The 15,395-nt window shown below is 39.8% G+C and carries 21 protein-coding genes; all 21 read right to left on the reverse strand.

All coding sequences use genetic code 11. The features are described from left to right. A complete protein-coding gene (locus AMET_RS26270) occupies positions 1-162 on the reverse strand; it encodes a hypothetical protein (protein WP_012063681.1) in 162 nt (53 codons plus the stop codon). Then, positions 162-605: a hypothetical protein gene (locus AMET_RS12625; RefSeq protein WP_012063682.1), complete on the reverse strand. Its 444-nt coding sequence runs from the start codon at positions 603-605 to the stop codon at positions 162-164. The genes AMET_RS26270 and AMET_RS12625 overlap by 1 nt, the downstream gene beginning before the upstream one ends. A 1-nt stretch (position 606) precedes the next feature. Then, complete coding sequence (locus AMET_RS12630) at positions 607-906, reverse strand: hypothetical protein (RefSeq protein WP_012063683.1); 300 nt, start codon at positions 904-906, stop codon at positions 607-609. Next, positions 906-1,775 (reverse strand): YmfQ family protein, encoded by an 870-nt coding sequence (locus AMET_RS24375; RefSeq protein WP_198135341.1) that lies wholly within the window; start codon positions 1,773-1,775, stop codon positions 906-908. The genes AMET_RS12630 and AMET_RS24375 overlap by 1 nt, the downstream gene beginning before the upstream one ends. Before the next feature lie 23 nt (positions 1,776-1,798). Further along, on the reverse strand, positions 1,799-2,935 hold the full coding sequence (locus AMET_RS12640) for a baseplate J/gp47 family protein (protein ID WP_012063685.1): 1,137 nt from the start codon (positions 2,933-2,935) through the stop codon (positions 1,799-1,801). Between the two features lie 4 nt (positions 2,936-2,939). After that, positions 2,940-3,404, reverse strand: a complete 465-nt coding sequence (locus AMET_RS12645; RefSeq protein WP_012063686.1) for a DUF2634 domain-containing protein — start codon at positions 3,402-3,404, stop codon at positions 2,940-2,942. After that, entirely contained in the window at positions 3,404-3,814 is a 411-nt protein-coding gene (locus AMET_RS12650; protein WP_012063687.1) for a hypothetical protein, read from the reverse strand. Before AMET_RS12650 ends, AMET_RS12645 begins: the two co-directional genes overlap by 1 nt. Beyond that, positions 3,801-4,754, reverse strand: a complete 954-nt coding sequence (locus AMET_RS12655; RefSeq protein WP_012063688.1) for an XkdQ/YqbQ family protein — start codon at positions 4,752-4,754, stop codon at positions 3,801-3,803. Before AMET_RS12655 ends, AMET_RS12650 begins: the two co-directional genes overlap by 14 nt. 5 nt (positions 4,755-4,759) lie before the next feature. After that, positions 4,760-5,410 carry a LysM peptidoglycan-binding domain-containing protein gene (locus AMET_RS12660; RefSeq protein WP_012063689.1) on the reverse strand — a complete coding sequence of 217 codons (651 nt, stop codon included), beginning with the start codon at positions 5,408-5,410 and terminating at the stop codon, positions 4,760-4,762. A gap of 10 nt (positions 5,411-5,420) precedes the next feature. Next, on the reverse strand, positions 5,421-7,802 hold the full coding sequence (locus AMET_RS24380) for a phage tail tape measure protein (RefSeq protein ID WP_012063690.1): 2,382 nt from the start codon (positions 7,800-7,802) through the stop codon (positions 5,421-5,423). Positions 7,803-8,008: 206 nt separating this feature from the next. Then, positions 8,009-8,458, reverse strand: a complete 450-nt coding sequence (locus AMET_RS12675) for a phage tail assembly chaperone (protein WP_012063692.1) — start codon at positions 8,456-8,458, stop codon at positions 8,009-8,011. A gap of 16 nt (positions 8,459-8,474) precedes the next feature. Then, on the reverse strand, positions 8,475-8,885 hold the full coding sequence (locus AMET_RS12680; protein ID WP_012063693.1) for a phage tail tube protein: 411 nt from the start codon (positions 8,883-8,885) through the stop codon (positions 8,475-8,477). A gap of 17 nt (positions 8,886-8,902) precedes the next feature. Then, positions 8,903-10,315: a phage tail sheath family protein gene (locus tag AMET_RS12685; protein WP_012063694.1), complete on the reverse strand. Its 1,413-nt coding sequence runs from the start codon at positions 10,313-10,315 to the stop codon at positions 8,903-8,905. 2 nt (positions 10,316-10,317) lie between these two features. Continuing rightward, complete coding sequence (locus tag AMET_RS12690; RefSeq protein WP_012063695.1) at positions 10,318-10,548, reverse strand: hypothetical protein; 231 nt, start codon at positions 10,546-10,548, stop codon at positions 10,318-10,320. A gap of 11 nt (positions 10,549-10,559) precedes the next feature. Then, positions 10,560-11,378 (reverse strand): phage tail terminator family protein, encoded by an 819-nt coding sequence (locus tag AMET_RS12695; protein ID WP_012063696.1) that lies wholly within the window; start codon positions 11,376-11,378, stop codon positions 10,560-10,562. A 10-nt stretch (positions 11,379-11,388) separates the two neighbouring features. Continuing rightward, positions 11,389-11,799: a hypothetical protein gene (locus AMET_RS12700; RefSeq protein WP_012063697.1), complete on the reverse strand. Its 411-nt coding sequence runs from the start codon at positions 11,797-11,799 to the stop codon at positions 11,389-11,391. Continuing rightward, positions 11,799-12,176: a hypothetical protein gene (locus tag AMET_RS12705; RefSeq protein WP_012063698.1), complete on the reverse strand. Its 378-nt coding sequence runs from the start codon at positions 12,174-12,176 to the stop codon at positions 11,799-11,801. Before AMET_RS12705 ends, AMET_RS12700 begins: the two co-directional genes overlap by 1 nt. Next, the gene (locus tag AMET_RS12710) at positions 12,176-12,496 is read right to left on the reverse strand and encodes a hypothetical protein (protein WP_012063699.1); all 321 of its coding nucleotides are present in this window, start codon (positions 12,494-12,496) and stop codon (positions 12,176-12,178) included. The genes AMET_RS12705 and AMET_RS12710 overlap by 1 nt, the downstream gene beginning before the upstream one ends. Positions 12,497-12,536: 40 nt before the next feature. Then, positions 12,537-13,571: a phage major capsid protein gene (locus tag AMET_RS12715; protein WP_012063700.1), complete on the reverse strand. Its 1,035-nt coding sequence runs from the start codon at positions 13,569-13,571 to the stop codon at positions 12,537-12,539. Positions 13,572-13,582: 11 nt separating this feature from the next. Beyond that, positions 13,583-13,993: a DUF2190 family protein gene (locus AMET_RS12720; protein ID WP_012063701.1), complete on the reverse strand. Its 411-nt coding sequence runs from the start codon at positions 13,991-13,993 to the stop codon at positions 13,583-13,585. Positions 13,994-14,011: 18 nt separating this feature from the next. Beyond that, positions 14,012-15,388 carry a hypothetical protein gene (locus tag AMET_RS12725; protein ID WP_012063702.1) on the reverse strand — a complete coding sequence of 459 codons (1,377 nt, stop codon included), beginning with the start codon at positions 15,386-15,388 and terminating at the stop codon, positions 14,012-14,014. Positions 15,389-15,395 lie beyond the last annotated feature (7 nt).

Raw genomic sequence — 15,395 nt, forward strand, 5'->3', positions numbered from 1 at the left:
TTAAACCCTCCAATTCCTTTTAATTTCCATCGTCTTTTCCGCTATATATTCAGCCTTTTCTTTAGCCTCTTTACTGGCGGTATTTGAGTTTTGGCCGAAGTCTTTAAGGATTTGCTCTTGCCTTTGTTTTCTTTCATTGTTCTTAACTATAAAATTAGACATTATTGATACATACCTCCTTGAATATAATATTTAATTGTTATGTTAGTAGCACTGCCTGTAAAGGCAATCTTGAATCCGTTTAACTGTTTATCTGTAATTAAAATATTTCCTGCATTTCCGTTTGCAGATACTACCTCAGTATGAATTCTATAATCTGTTGTATCTCTAGGTTTATTCATGGCTACGGTTTTTATGGAGTTGTTAAAAGGGAACACATCTGTGTTTAAAAGAGAAATTTCGCCTATCTCTCCCTCAAGATCCGCTAGTACTCTTTTTTGTTGAAGGTTCATTTGTGTCAACATGCATGACATTAAGCTAGATTCGTATATTCCGTCTTCCATTCGGTTCATATTTACTTCATCGTGGAGTGTGCCTTCTTGGAGGACGTTGTCGTGTTGGTCCAGCACCTCGTCTTGCCATTTTATGATATTGTAAGGGTTCATTCTATATCACCTCGCTATAAGTGTATTCAAAGCCAGTCATAAAACCTTGCCTTCTGGCTTTTTCAATTACATCTGTCTGTTCGTCAATTACAGAGCCTCTGTTGTCGATTAACTCTACTCTTGTTATTGTTTGAGGAACTTGAGCTGCAGGAATGTAGAATAATATCCTAATTGTCATTCCTTGTCTTTCTACTTTCCTAATAGGGATTATTTCTTTAACACCATTAGAAAAAGTCACTCTTGCCTCTTTTGTCATGATTTCTATACTGTCTAAAAGTCTTTGTATCCCATAATTATTCATTATACCACCTCTATTCTTGTGTATTTGAGGTTCTTGCTACATACTAATGGACTCGATGCACCTTTAGTGGAATTGACCTGTTGATCCAGTCCACTTTCGTCTAAAAAACCTTGAGTTTCATAAACTAAATCTTTGCTACAGGACAGTGGATGCGAAGTTCCACTGATGCTTTGTATCGAATTTTCAATTTGTCCTTCACTTAAAAATCCTTCGGTTGTATAGATTAATTCTTTACTACATACCAAAGGATCTGATGTGCCACGTATTGTATTTTTCTCATATTTAATATCATCGGAAGTTCTATATCCTTTAGTTGCTATAAACTCAACATCTTCTTTGCTGCAGACAAATGTACCTATAGCATGTATTATTTTAGAAAAACCGTATACATCTTTTCTTTCTAGATTAAATCCTCTAGAGTACCGATTCCCTAAATAGAAACTTTCATGAGAGGGTTTAATTCTTTTGATTTCCCTGTATATGCTAAGGTAATCTATACCACTCTTAGCTGTACCTATCGTTACCATGAATACATGAGGCTCTACATTCTCCAAAACCTCGACATATTCTGCAAAGTCTCCCGCAAGAGACTTAGTGACATTTGCTATCCTTGCCGGTGTCATTGGTGCTCTCAGTTTAATCCTGTACATAACCAATGCTCTTCTTCTTTCTATAGGGATTGAATTGTTTACCGGTATCTTTAAAAGCTCTTCCCAGTACCTCAGTCCCCACGTGGCTGTCTGTGGGAACAATTGCAGCAAAATATCATCTGTTATTTCATCTACATCGTCCCATTCGGTGCCAACGGATTGAAGAATAGCCTGCATTAACTTCGATTGATAATAGATAGGAGACACCGTTTTAAACATTTGTTTCGCCCTAGGAGAAGTCATCATAGAATTTTCACCTCTCCCAATGCCGGAACTTCACCTATAGGTATTAATATTGGATCTGTTCCGCCATTAATAGTTAAGCTTTGTTCGCTATAAATTTTAATGCCAGGTGTGCTTAGTATGACGTGACCAACAGTTTCTCTGTATACATATTCTGTTCTTTCTTCGTCTGTTGTTATCTTTATACTGCCGAGATACTCTCTTAAATTCGATTTCAATTCCTCTACCACTGTGGAAATTTCGTAATCATCTTTAAAAATTATACTAACAGATATATCTATAGCTATTATTTCTGGTGCTGCTACTACAGCATTGGCATTAATGGGAGCGAGTCCGCCTCTATTTTTTTTAACTAATGGAGCAATATATTTTTGAACCTGCGATATTAATGTTTCGTTTGCTGGTTGTCCATTAGAATCCATAATTAAAATTTTGGTAGATCCCGTTCCAAAACCTTCCCACTCTGGTATAACATATACCTGGCCTACCCCAGGAACTTGTTTGGCCCATCTAATGTAATCCCCATCTGAACCACTTAAAGTTTCCTCATAGGCAGCCAAAACCCTTTCTCTGTATGCATCGTCACTTTCTTTCTCGGTGCCTCCTGTAAGGGGTTCTGCATTGGTTATTGATGTTATTCCTGGGATCGGCCTGTCTGGCAATGTTATTGTGTTTGCTGCTACGTTTCCTACCGTGCCAGGCTCCAAGCATTCTATAGGGACCATAGCCTCTCCCGATTCATTTATATCTGTAGACTCTAAAACTTTAAAGCCTATAGATGGAGTGTCGGTAGATTCAGTGTATATTACTCTGTCTTTCGGCACATAAGATGCAGGGCTCCCGGTTACTTTTAGGTATCCGCTGGATTTGGTTGGAGGATTCCTTTTTTCATCCTTTATTTCTCCGTGTAGATCTAAAAACTCTTCATAGCTTGTTTGGGGGAAGGCGATTCTAAGCATGTTTTGTAGTTTCAACTGCAACAACTCTGCTTTTTCATCTGCAGTAGGCCTTGTGGTATCCCAGAACATATCTCCCTCTGCTAAATTGATATCCGGAGGAGCATTTTTAAGCATCCTAGCATGTATAGTTTCAGCATCTTCTTTTAGAAAATCTGGCATTGCTAAATCTTTGGGCATTTTATCACCTCATTTCTTCCGAATGTTCGAGGGTGAATAGCTCATCTAGTACCGTGATAACATCAAAGGAAAAATAAAGATATTCCTTGTTTTTATCCCATTTAAAAGAAAAGTTTTCTACCCTTCTTGTATAAGGGTGGACCATCAATGCCTCTCTAGTCATTCTATTTACTTCTAATTCTATAGCCTCTTTGCTTATGTCTTGTCCAATCAAGGTATAGTACTCTTGTCCGTATATATTAGAATAAGAAAGATGCTTATTCCTCTTTGTACATAGAGCTTTTAGGCACCATTGCTTGTATGCCTCTAGTCTATTCACTAAAAGCACTTTTCCATCTGGCCCTCTTATAAACTCGCCTTTTTCGAAATCAAAAGCATAAGACTTTTTAAAGTTTTCTACATTATCACTTTCACTCTCAACCATTTCTGTTATTTCAAAATCCATATTTTCTGGAAATAAATCCGGCATTATACAACCCTCCCCACTATAACGTGATCAGAGCCTTTGTTTACTATTGCAACCAAGACTCTGTCTCCTGTTTTTAATGACTTTAGCGGCTCTGGTGTAACTAGGTCATGAATATGATTTCCCTCTGATTCCGGGTGAGAATGTTGACCACTGCCTTGGTATTGACTATGCTCTCCACTGGGCCCGTGAGGATGACTTCCTTGTCCTTGAGCTGTTTTCTGCATATAAGGTTCATTGACCGTCAGATAATGGAGTAGCATGCAAGAAACTTCATGTTTGAAGTTATCTAGCTTTACTTTTTTATGTCCTGTCATTGTCCCTAGCACAAGGCCGGTATTAAATAACGCAGCTCTAAGAGTATTGTTTTGTTTTTTTTGTAACTCTCTGGCTATCTCATCAAGAACTTGCATAATATTTCCTCCTTATCTGGGCCAATGATTCTAGGACTAGCTCCATAGAACCTGGTTCCCCTAGTTTATGGTTCACTCTGCTTACGTAAACATAAAACCCGTTTATCTTAACTTTATCTCCAGCTCTTATACCTGGGATATCAATTCCATTTGTGACAATCTGCCCTTCTCCTTTGGAGAATAAAGCATTCGCTTTCTGATTTGCAGTGCCCACATCTTGGATTTTTTCATCCTGGATAACTTTCTGCAGGGTACCTATTTGAGAAACATCTTTTTCGAATGTCCCCATAACTGGAGATTTCTTATCATCTTCTTGCTTTCCAAGGACCTTTACCTTTGACACAGAACCTTCGAGAGTTCCAGTCTGGCCAATATGATCCAAAGAATTACTTATGTCGTACACTTGCTTGTTGCTACCTAATCGAATTAGATCAAGTTTATTTTGCATTCGATATTTAAAAAGACCGCCTCCTTTTTCAGCGGTCTCCTTAAGATCATCGAGCATCATTTCGTAAATAGTTTTAATTTTAGGAGGAGATTTAGAAAGTGGTATCTCTGTGTCTGCGAAATTCCCTGTAGGGATTCCCCAGTCTCCACACATCTGTCTGGCTCTTTGTGTCGCTGTGGTGCCAGCCTCGAACAAATACTCGTCCTCGCTCCTTTCAATGTAAATCGTCTTTTCCTTGCAAGTTATATTTCCTACTTTCGAGTGCTGTGCAGTTGTATTCTTAGTCCAGACTACACCCTTGAACACAGTTCCTTTTCCTGGGTTATTGTTTTTTATAATCTCTATAGAATCTCCTTGCATTAATGAGAGCTCCTTAGGGATTACAAGTCTTATATCTGCGGTGTATGCTATGGAGTCAATGGACTCACCTAGGGATATTTGTAGTTTAAGATTGTCTAACCTTATATTACCTTTCAAAATAACCGTATACATTCACATCACCCTGGTATAATAAATTTTTGACCGGGATAAATTAAATTAGGATTATTTCCTATTACCCCTTTGTTTGCAGTGTATATTTCTTGGTATCTAGATCCATTGCCTAGCACTTTCTTTGCTATCTTAAACAAACTATCACCGCTTTTAACTACGTATAGTTTTTCTTGCTTCGGTTGAGTTCTATTTTCCTTTAGTTTTGGAGCCGGGGAAGGGGATGTACTTCTTTCTATCTTTATTAATTCAGTAGCATCTTCTCTCGCTACTCTAATGTCTAGAGAGATGTACTTGTCCCCTTGGTTTTCGCCAGTTCCATCAACTTGGTAATTTGCAATATTAACCATCTCATTGAAACTGAAATCCGTGATGATCAGTCGGACCATGGCAGAGGATTCAGACCACCCAATGATTTTATTCAATGCCTGTTCCGGATCAGGTATATTTCTATACCTGCAGTAAGGCTCATATTCAGAGGGGAACATAGTGTCTAATGTCATGGTTCTAATCCTCTTGGCCTTCTCTGCAGGGAAATCTTTATCTCCTTGATACAGAATGTCAAAGGTATCGTACCTTTTGCCACCGTTGATTGATACCGAGAATGGATTTACCGGAAAATGAAAGGTCTCTTCTTCTGTCTTAATATATACGTCCATGTTCCACCTCCTACTTTTTATCTTTTAATGCCTCAAGTAGTTTTCTTCCGAACTCCTCTTGAGCCGCTTGCACTACTTCGTGAATATCTTCACCATCTCCATCTTTGCCAGAGCTAGATACATCTACATCCACATTGTCGATATTGATGTAGTAAGTTGCACCACCACCGCCAGCAACAGCTACTGGTTGAGCTTTTTTTGGTTTTTCTTCTCCTGTGACCTTCGAAATATTGGATCTTATCTCTTTTGTTTTTTCTATTACCTTCTGGAACATTGGCATTTCTTTTAGTTTTTCCGACTTTGGCAAGCTCATTTCTATAAAGCTTTTCAGAAGAGGCTCTTTAGTCGCCATCTCGTCATCGGTAACAACCTTGTGTACGTTATTGATTGCGGTCTGCAGTTGAGGTATTTTGTCTTTGATACCTACTGCAAGGCCTTCGGTTGTAAACTCTCCGTATTCCGTGGTAAGTTTTGAAGGCGAGTTGATTTTTAACCTGTCTTTTATTCCGCCGGCCACACTCGATGCTGCATTTCTAGCAGCTTTTACAGGAGCTGTTACCGCAGATTTAATACCGTTAGCAAGTCCTTTCATAATATTTTTACCTATTTCTAGCATTTGCCCCGGTATATCCGTAACTGCGTTTACAACTCCCTTCCCAACTTCTTTAGATGCGTTTACCGCAGAACTCATCAAGCTTACTATTCCATCTTTTAGAGATGTAAACATTTCTACACCTCTGTTAAACAATCGTCCAGGAAGTTCTTTGAACCATTCAACAGTTGCTGTCCAGCTCTCCTTGATCCAACTGCCAAGCTGAGATGCCTTTTCTTTAACTGTATCCCAGTTCTTCCAAAGAAGGACACCTGCTGTCACCAATGCTCCTATAGCTAGTGCTACCCATCCTACTGGTCCCATCAGTGCTAACAGCCCTTTTCCTAATCCTCCTGCAACTAAAGTCATTCCTTTTGCAGCTACTATAAAACCTTTTACGCTGGCTATAGCACCCGCTATTATGGTTCCAATCTTGAAGGCTGCAAAACCTGCAGCTATTCCTATCAGTACAGGCGAGAATTGTTTTAATAGACCAATCAACTTCTGAACATAAGGGTATGCTTTTGTTCCAAACTCAATAGTTCGGTCCACTAGTTCGACAATTTTTTCTGTAATGTCCGGTATTTTGGCAGTAAACCAGGTTACAAAATCTTTAGCATAGGGAGCTAGTCTTTCTCCGAGCTCTATTTTCATTCCTTCTACAGCTGATTTTAATATGGTGAACTGACCACTTAAGGAATCCAGTTTAATGTCAGCCATTTCTTTAGCTGCACCCTCAGCGTTTATTAAGCTTTGAGTATATTCGTCAAAATCTTCCGTGCTGGTATTTATTACGGCTAACATGCCAGACATAGCCTCTTGGCCAAATATGCTTGCCATGGCTTGCTGTTGTTGTTCTTGAGTTAAGTCTGCCATAGACCCCCTCATGTCACCCATGATGTCATTGAAAGGTCTCATGTTCCCGTCTGCATCTGCTACAGATACCCCTAGCTTGTCTAGCCATTTCTGCGATTCTTTTGTAGGCTTTGACAATCTTGTAAGGGCTCCTCTTAGAGATGTACCTGCTTGAGAGCCTTTTATACCTGCGTTGGCCATCATGGCTAGTGCAGCGGTTGTTTCTTCTGCCGACATACCAAATGCTGTAGCTGGAGCTGCAGCATATTTGAATGATTCACCCAACATCTCTACGTTTGTATTAGCAGTTGAGCTGGCCTTAGCCATTACATCTGCTAAATGGGTAGTTTCCTGGGCCGACATGCCGAAGGCGGTTAATGCGTCCGATACAATGTCAGCGGTCCTTCCTAAATCAGTTCCACTTGCAGCTGCTAGATCCAATAATCCTGGCATAGCCTCTATAATTTCATTTGTTTCAAACCCCGCCATGCCGAGGTAGTTCATTCCCTCGCTAGCCTCTTTAGCACTAAAAGCTGTGGTTTTGCCTAATTCTTTAGCGGTGTCAGTTAGGATGGCCATTTCTTCTTCTGTGGCCATCGTTGTGGCTTGGACATTCTTCATTCCTTGCTCGAAATCTGCAAAAGTCTGAATGGTATTGCTCAATCCAAATCCGCCGATTAAAAGAGTACCAGCCATTGCTACTGCTGAAAATCTTTTTACTGCTTTTTTAGCAAAAGACCCTATTCTGCCTTCAACTTTTTTTAGAGGGGAGGATAATTTGTCGTTTAGCCTCACTGCTGGATTAGCATCCATTCTGTCTAGTTGTCGCATTCTGCTTTCGGATCTTTGAGTGTATTTATCCATTGCAGATAGCCTGTTCGTTGTTTCTCTGTCCCCAGATATGCCCACGTTGACTTCTAAGCGATAAATTTCCCTTTCTGACAATTACCTCCCCCCTTTGCCTTTAAGCTTATTTTTACTATTCTTGTTGCCACCGTTAGGGGGGCTCTTCGCCTCCACCTCTACTTCATGGTCGATGAAGGCAAATAAAAGCTTTCTTCCCATATCGGTTTTTGACATAACAAAGTCGGGATCCATGTTGTGTTTTACGAATAAATTATAAAACCTTGTTATCGTTGGAGCCCGACCTATTAGTTTTTTATTTCTTCTAGCTCGTTATCAAAGCCAGATAATTCCATTACTTTATCTCCAAGAGCTACCATTTCTCCTGCTAGTAGCCTTCTCTTGATGACTTCTCGGCCAGAAGATAGGCTCAAGCTTGAAAGAAGTCTTTTGTCGCTCCAATTTGGCTTGATTGTCGCTGACTCGATAAGTGCTGCATTGAACTCTTCTTCGTTTAATTCTTTAGTTCTGTTGCCACGGTGCTTTCTTTCTACAGTGCACTCTTTTCTGATTCTCTGAATTTCTCTTTCACTCAAACCCTTTAGAGTCACCTGGATTCCCAGCCTCTCTATTGCATAAGTTCTCTCTGGGGCATCTGATGGTTCCAAGAGTTTATTTATAATGTCATCCTCAGACATCTCAATCATTTCTTCTTCTGTTAACTCTTCTTCTAGGATTGTGTTTTTTTCATCTAACATGTTTTATTCTCCTCTCTTATTGTGCGGTAACTGCATCTAATAATTCATAACCTTCGAAAGTAAACGGAGTCTCTTCTTCAATTATCTCTCCGCTAGTTACATTTGCTAATTGAATGCTATCAGCCATGCAATTCTTAAGTCTTACCCTCTCGTGGCCATAAGCCTCTGGATCCTCTAGAGATATGATGAGTTCAAATCTTTCAAATCCCTGCTCAATCATCTTTGACGTAACTTTGTAGCCAGAGAAAGTTCCAGATCCATTTTTTTGTCCTTTCTTGTACCTGGTCCAATCATCTCCCATTACGTTTAGTTCTCCTTTGGACATCTCTACTGTGGCCTCTACAGAGTTGGCATTGGTTTGCCACTCACCATCTAATAATAATTTAGAAAAAGAGCCATAAAAGGCTCTATCTGGATTAAATGACATTATCTATTCCTCCTTTTTTATCGAATGTATCCTGTGCCCATGATTTTCTTCATTACGTTGATGTATTTAGCATCCCATCTCCAGAAGAATTCATCATTGGCGGCAGTTCCTTGTAGTTCTTCATCTATTTCTACTTTGAAATTTTCTATAAGCTGTCCAATTTGAAGTGTTTCGAAATACAACTTTAGAGCAGTCAAAAGTGCAATTTGGCCAGTCTCACCATTCAAGACTTTTCCGACATACTGTCTATTTCCTGTTAATGAAGTATCCTCGTCAACCATGTCCATGAACTTTATCGCCCTTAGAAAGCCCCAGGTTTCGTTCTGGTCCTCGCCATATCTCTTAAGGGTGTTAACGTCATCTTCAATCACTACCGCACCATCGTCATGCCTTAAAACCATTGTCCCAGACAAAATAGAGCTTGTAATTTCTTCATCACTTAAGTGTGTTGTTACATCGTTGAATATTGTTACTTGGTTGCAAAGTGATGCTCTCATATCTTGCCCTTCACCAAGTGCACAAACATACACAGCGACCTCTGCTGGAGTGTAAACCACCCCATCTAGAATCCCACCCGTAGAGCCAACATTATGAAAACCTTCGTAATTATGAGCTTTAGATCTGTTGTTGGCATCGTTAATGTTTTCAGTCAATTCCCCGCCTACAAAAGCTCTTATTTTCTTGCCGTTCTTTCTATTCCTTTTTACCCAAGATCTAACGCTCGTGTGCAGAGCTGGGTCCGTCACTCCATCAAGAGTAAACCCATTAAACTTATGCCCTTCAAATTTGTCCATTGCATTGATGTAGTCCTCGTTTGTCACTCCTGCAACACCGTCACTTCCTCCTGTTAGTGCTTGTGTTACAACATCTGCAAGAGGACCATTCGCCACCTTGGTAGCTTTTAGCCATTTATTATCCTCGTTTTCGTTGATAACCTCTACGATTTCTTCCATTGTTCCAGTTAATCCAGTGAATGTATATAAAAGCCTGGTTCCTTCGTGCAATACGATATCTTTCGCCTCTTCGTTGACAATACTAGGCCTAACCGTGACTTTAAACTCTCTGGTACTTGGATATTTTGTCTCAATCTTTAGTGCATTGGCATCTGATGTATTTTTCAGTGTCACCTCTGCCACCTTTTCACTTCCATCAGTTAATCTGTATAGTAATAACTGTCTTGGCCCACCCAATAAAGCAAGTCTACCAAGCCTATAGGCTGTGTAATTACTATCTGAACCGAAGTTATCCATCAATGATCTCTCTGATGTTATGGATACCACCTCTTTAGCTGGTCCCCAGTTTGCCTTTACAGGCATTGCTACAATACCTCGGCGACCCATCTGGATTCTTGCCAGTGCCGCAGCTTTAAATCTGTTGTAAAACCCAGGCCTAATAGGTCTATCTGTTTCTGACCATGTTCCGCTCGCCATGATTACTTAACCTCCTTTTTAGGTTGATTCACTTTCTTTTTTAAGAATTGATTTACCTTGGTCTTAAAATTTTCTTTGGACATTTCTTCTTCCTCGCAATTAAATAGAGCACCCGCAGCAATTTCAGTTCTGTATCCTGTAATAGTCTCGCTATTCAATATCAGTTCCTCAATTTTATACTTGTGCTCTGTAGGTTTTGGAGTTGGTTTTGTTGTTTTCTTGGTATCGCTCATCTTATACCTCCTTAATTAATTTTGCCCCTTCCATAGATATGTTCTATAAAAGTACCTCCTCTTTCTATGCTATTTATCCTAGTCATTGTGACCGTAATTTGACCGGTACCCAACATGTCACTATCTCTGTTTTCTCTAATAGACTTTATTATTAAATATCTTCTGTCCTCTATGTCTAAAGGGATTTTGATAGCACTCATTAGAGATTGCTCTATAGTGTCTATAATTTGATTCCTTTCGTCTTTTTTATCACTTACAACATGGATTCTAATCTCTCTATTCTCCCTGTAGGATGAATAGTTTATTTCTTCGGTGGCCTTGCTTATTGTTCGACACAAAACAGAAGGAACTTGGAAATCTTCTCTCCAAGCTCCTTTGTATGATTTGACTCCGCTTACTTCTTCGATAAATTCTGCAGTTGACTTTTCCCATGTATCGCTAGAGGTGTCTGTTTCATGCAAAGCTATGACTGAAAAATTCAAACCTCTTACAATGGCTTTCCACTCTTCATCCACCATGTCTTGTCCTATGGTTCCGTTGAAAGTAGCAGTGTATGATAATCCTGTATTTGGATCAGTAAAAGTTTTTAGATCCAGAGACTCTATAGTTTCAATCATGAGATTGTCTAACGTCTGAAAAGAACCTAAATCAGCATATATCCACACCTCTAGAGCTCTCTGGAAACTTGTAGGGTCCTGTCTCGATGAGTCTGTTCCTTGCACCACCACTCCATAAGGTTTAGGAGTATTATGTTTAGGAACGTTAGGTTCATAGCAATCCTTTAGAGTTGTAACATTGTCTAGTATCTGTTTTCTCACTCCTGCCCTCATCTAATCACTCCTATTCATTAGCCCACCAATCCGATACATTCTTCATGAGCCTATTCTTGTTGTTTTTTAATGTGTTTTCAAGCACCGGATGGGCTCGTGTACCTGGATGATTGACCATTTTCACAGGGTGAGCCGCCCCGCTCCAATATAATGCCTTTTTGTTCTTAGGCCTTATAATATGGGGTTGGCTCCCTTCTTCCAGGACGGCTCCGTATTTGACTCCATGAGCAAGATATATAGTTAAATCTCTTCCTCTCCCGTCAACACCAGAATGTATAGATTGCCTTGCATGACTGGTCCTATCTCTCCATGTAGCACCTCTTTTGGCCTCTGATGATAATATTCCAGCAAAATTTAGGAGGATCATATGGGTTCCTGCTAGCTTTCTATTGATGTATTCCGTTGACCTAGATGATACCATTAGCTCACCCTCTTCAATTCACATTGGTACCCGCAAATTTCACCTTTTACAATCTGCGGGTATATTGCCAGAACCTCCATTTTTCCATAAGGAGATTCAAATTCTATTCTCTCTTCGGACAAATCCGTAAGGTCCGCATTATGATCTGCCAACATTCCATATTTTTTACTGGTGTCTGCAGTTCCTTTCGTATCGCTTATTACTGAAACTTCCGGATTCTTCTGTTGGAATATCCTCACCGTTAAAGTCTTGCTAGAATCGTCAATCGACCATGCACCATTGACTATTTTTCTGGTAGATACAGCTATTGTTATCTCCATCGGATTTTGCTCAATGGTATTTATGATATCCTGTTTTCTTTCGTTTGCAGTTACCATTAAGACCTCACCTCTGCATTCGTCCTTAAGATAAAACTGCCCGCATTGGTTCTACAGGTACACTTATCTTTGAAATATTCTGCATTGCTTAAGGCTGCCTTTATTTGGTCATTTATTCCGGCTTTTTCGTATGATTCTATGCCCACTGTGTACTTTTTGGTATCAGTCAGATTTAATCTAGTAGCAATTAAGCTCCAACCCTCCGATACAGCACAATATAGACACCCCGCCTCATCTAGCAGCATTTGTAGTTCCTCTGGAGAGAATATCTTCCCCTCTTTATCGTTTAAATAAAGTTGGAGTTTAGTTATGTCATTCATAAAATCCCTCCTAAAACAAAAGGATAATGCCTTAAAAGCATTATCCTAATGTGATTTCTTGAACATTCTCGTCAATTGCCGCAAACACACCTCTGTAGCAGTAAGCAACAATTTGCTCTTCAACTAATCTTGAGACGTCTTTGTTTCCAGACTCCACAGTGTAGTCCCTTTTAACCAATTCTTTGAATCCTCTCTTCGGTCTGACTAAATATGCTTTTCCTTGATCTACACCTTTGTACTCATGATGTTTCTTGCCTACTGTAACTTCCCATCCATCGTAGTAAACTACAGAGTTAATCCCAGAGATAGCTGGATATACGGTGCCATTAATTTGGTGACCACCTTTAAGGGCCATTTCAATGTCCATGGCATCTGCTGAATTAGCAAGTAAAACAGTTCCTGGTCTCTTTGCTGTTCTAGAAGTTTTGACAGCCTCCGCTATCGTCTTATACATTCCTAACCAAACTGGATCATCTTGTTCCCCCTTGAAGGCTGTTTTGTTTGCAGCCTTGTAACTGTAGTTAATAATAGGGAATAAGTGTAAATGGTTCAATAATGCATTGTATGCCTCTCCCATCGACTTATTTAATAACTCAACGTTGAACGTCTCGTTAAAATCAATCATTTTCTTTGTGTATTCAAACCCAGTAGTATAAGTTTTAATCCTTGCTGTAGGACCATGCTCTGCAGCGATGCTACCAAACTTAACCTCGTCACCTTCCATATGCTCTAGGAACACACAGTTTCCGTGCATAGCCCATTTTGCATCTAACACCTCTGGGAAGTTAGGATCTGTTATATTGTCATAGATTGGCTGGTAAAGTAATTGAACTTGCTCTTTTCCAAGCTCCACATCTAGAACCACTTTCCTAAGTAGGTCTTTAAGCTCCGAAACAGAACCGAAGTTGATCATCTCTCCCAATGGTTTACCAAAGTCCAAAAGATCCATTTCTCCGTTTACGATTTTCTTTACTGCATAGTCAACTTCTCCGGCGACAACAAAAGGAACTTTTTGCTCAATGCTTTGTTTTCTACGTTGTTCCAACAGTGTGTCTTGACTAAATACTTTAATCATCTATATCCCTCCTATACTTGTTGTGGCAGCAAAATAAAGTGAATTACATTGCTAGCATCTTTTTTATTGGTTACTTTGCCTACTAATCTGTTTGGTGTTTCTTCTGTTCCTGGGTTAGTTGTAAGTTTTTTAGTTGAGGCCTTGTAATAAACTAGGTCTCCTTTGTTGAATGCATCTGCAGCAGTAATTTGATCTGTTTCGTATTCTGCCTGCTCAATGTTCAAGCCAATAGCAGTAGTTTCGCCTGCTTCTGTTTTTGCACTTTCCATTGCAACTCCGAAGAACCCATCTAATAATACAAATGTTTGGGCTACTACAGTGGTGTTTTCTGGTACGGTTACCTGCAAGCCTTTTCCGTCACTTATTTTAGCTCTGTTGATTGGTGTAATGGTGCTAGGTGTTGGTTGTCCTTTAAATGCCATCGTTTATTCCTCCTCTAATTAAATTTGTGCCCTTTTAGATTTCAATCCGCTTGTTGTAGATGCAGCAGATCCGATTCCAGGGCCTTGATCAATGTGTTTATCCGACAATACTTTTTTCATTAAATCATCTGCAAGGATCTTGTCGATTTCCCCTGCAATTACTTCCTCTGTGGCTCCATCTTCTACTTTAAGCATTTTCTTTACTAGGCCTTGAGCCATCTCGCCAGTTACTTTTTTCTCTACAACCTTGTCGATTGTTTTAGTGAAGTCTTTCTGACTTGATTCTTCCAGTGCCTTCTTGCTATTCTTAGCCACTTCAATTACATCCATCTCCCCTGTTACTCCAAGGGCCTCTTTTACCTTGCCAAGGGTTTCCTTAGCCTCTACCGCCTCCTTGATTTCTTCCATCTCCCCAGCTAGTTTATCTGGTGTGATGGCCATTTCTCCAAACACTTGGTTATATGTTACTTTACCAGTTTGGAGTAAACCGTTTAGGTTGCTAATTAACTCTTTGAAATCCATCTTTTTTCCTCCTTTATTCATTTCGCCTGCAGGTGTTGCAGGTTCATATATTTTCTTCTCCACTACCTCTGTCTTTTCCCCTAGTTTAATCTCTTGGTTGTCTATGATGAACGGAATGCTATACAGTTTGGTGGGTTGGTTTTGTTGCTCGTATTCCATGATTGCTGTGTTGTTGTCATATCTAATACTTCTAACCCAAACATAATCATGTTCACCGATGGAGAAATACTCTTTAGCTGCAATTCTTAGGTCTTCTCTAAGCTTTTCAAATGTGCCGTCAAGCTGTTCTCCTGTTATGTCGTTCATTTCCATGCCGACAATCTTTGTTGGCATTCCTGGGCGATGTAACGGAGTCCAGTCTATAGATAATGGCTCATATCCCACTACATCCATTTCTCCGGTTGTTTGATTCTTTCTTAAATCCGGAAAGCCAAATATACTCACTTCTTGGATTCTTTTGGTTCTTATCCACCTTTTTAGGCTTTTTGCATCCGCATCTACCAAGCCTCTAAAATAAGCTTTATCTCCTCTCATTTCTGCCCCTATCCAGTGTGTTGCTGGTGGAACGAACTCTGTCGATACATCCTCTGGCCTTTGATGCCCCAAAAACCCATTTAACGTATATTGCTTTGTATATTCCACAATGTCCTGCAAGCTTTTAGGAGTATAATTCCACCCTCTCTTACTCTTGCCTGCTGGAATTTCTACAACAACCTCTAGAGGATCCTCGTCCATTTGTTTCATTTGCTCAACATCTACATTTTGTGCTAATTGTATATCTCCTGGGGAAATGCTTGTTGCCAAGATTGCACTAATGTTGTCCATCTCTCCATGCATGGCTTTTTGTTCGCCTGCCAATATCCTTGCTTTCATATTCTTG

It is taken from the genome of Alkaliphilus metalliredigens QYMF (assembly GCF_000016985.1).
In the GTDB taxonomy this organism is placed as follows: domain Bacteria; phylum Bacillota; class Clostridia; order Peptostreptococcales; family Natronincolaceae; genus Alkaliphilus_A; species Alkaliphilus_A metalliredigens.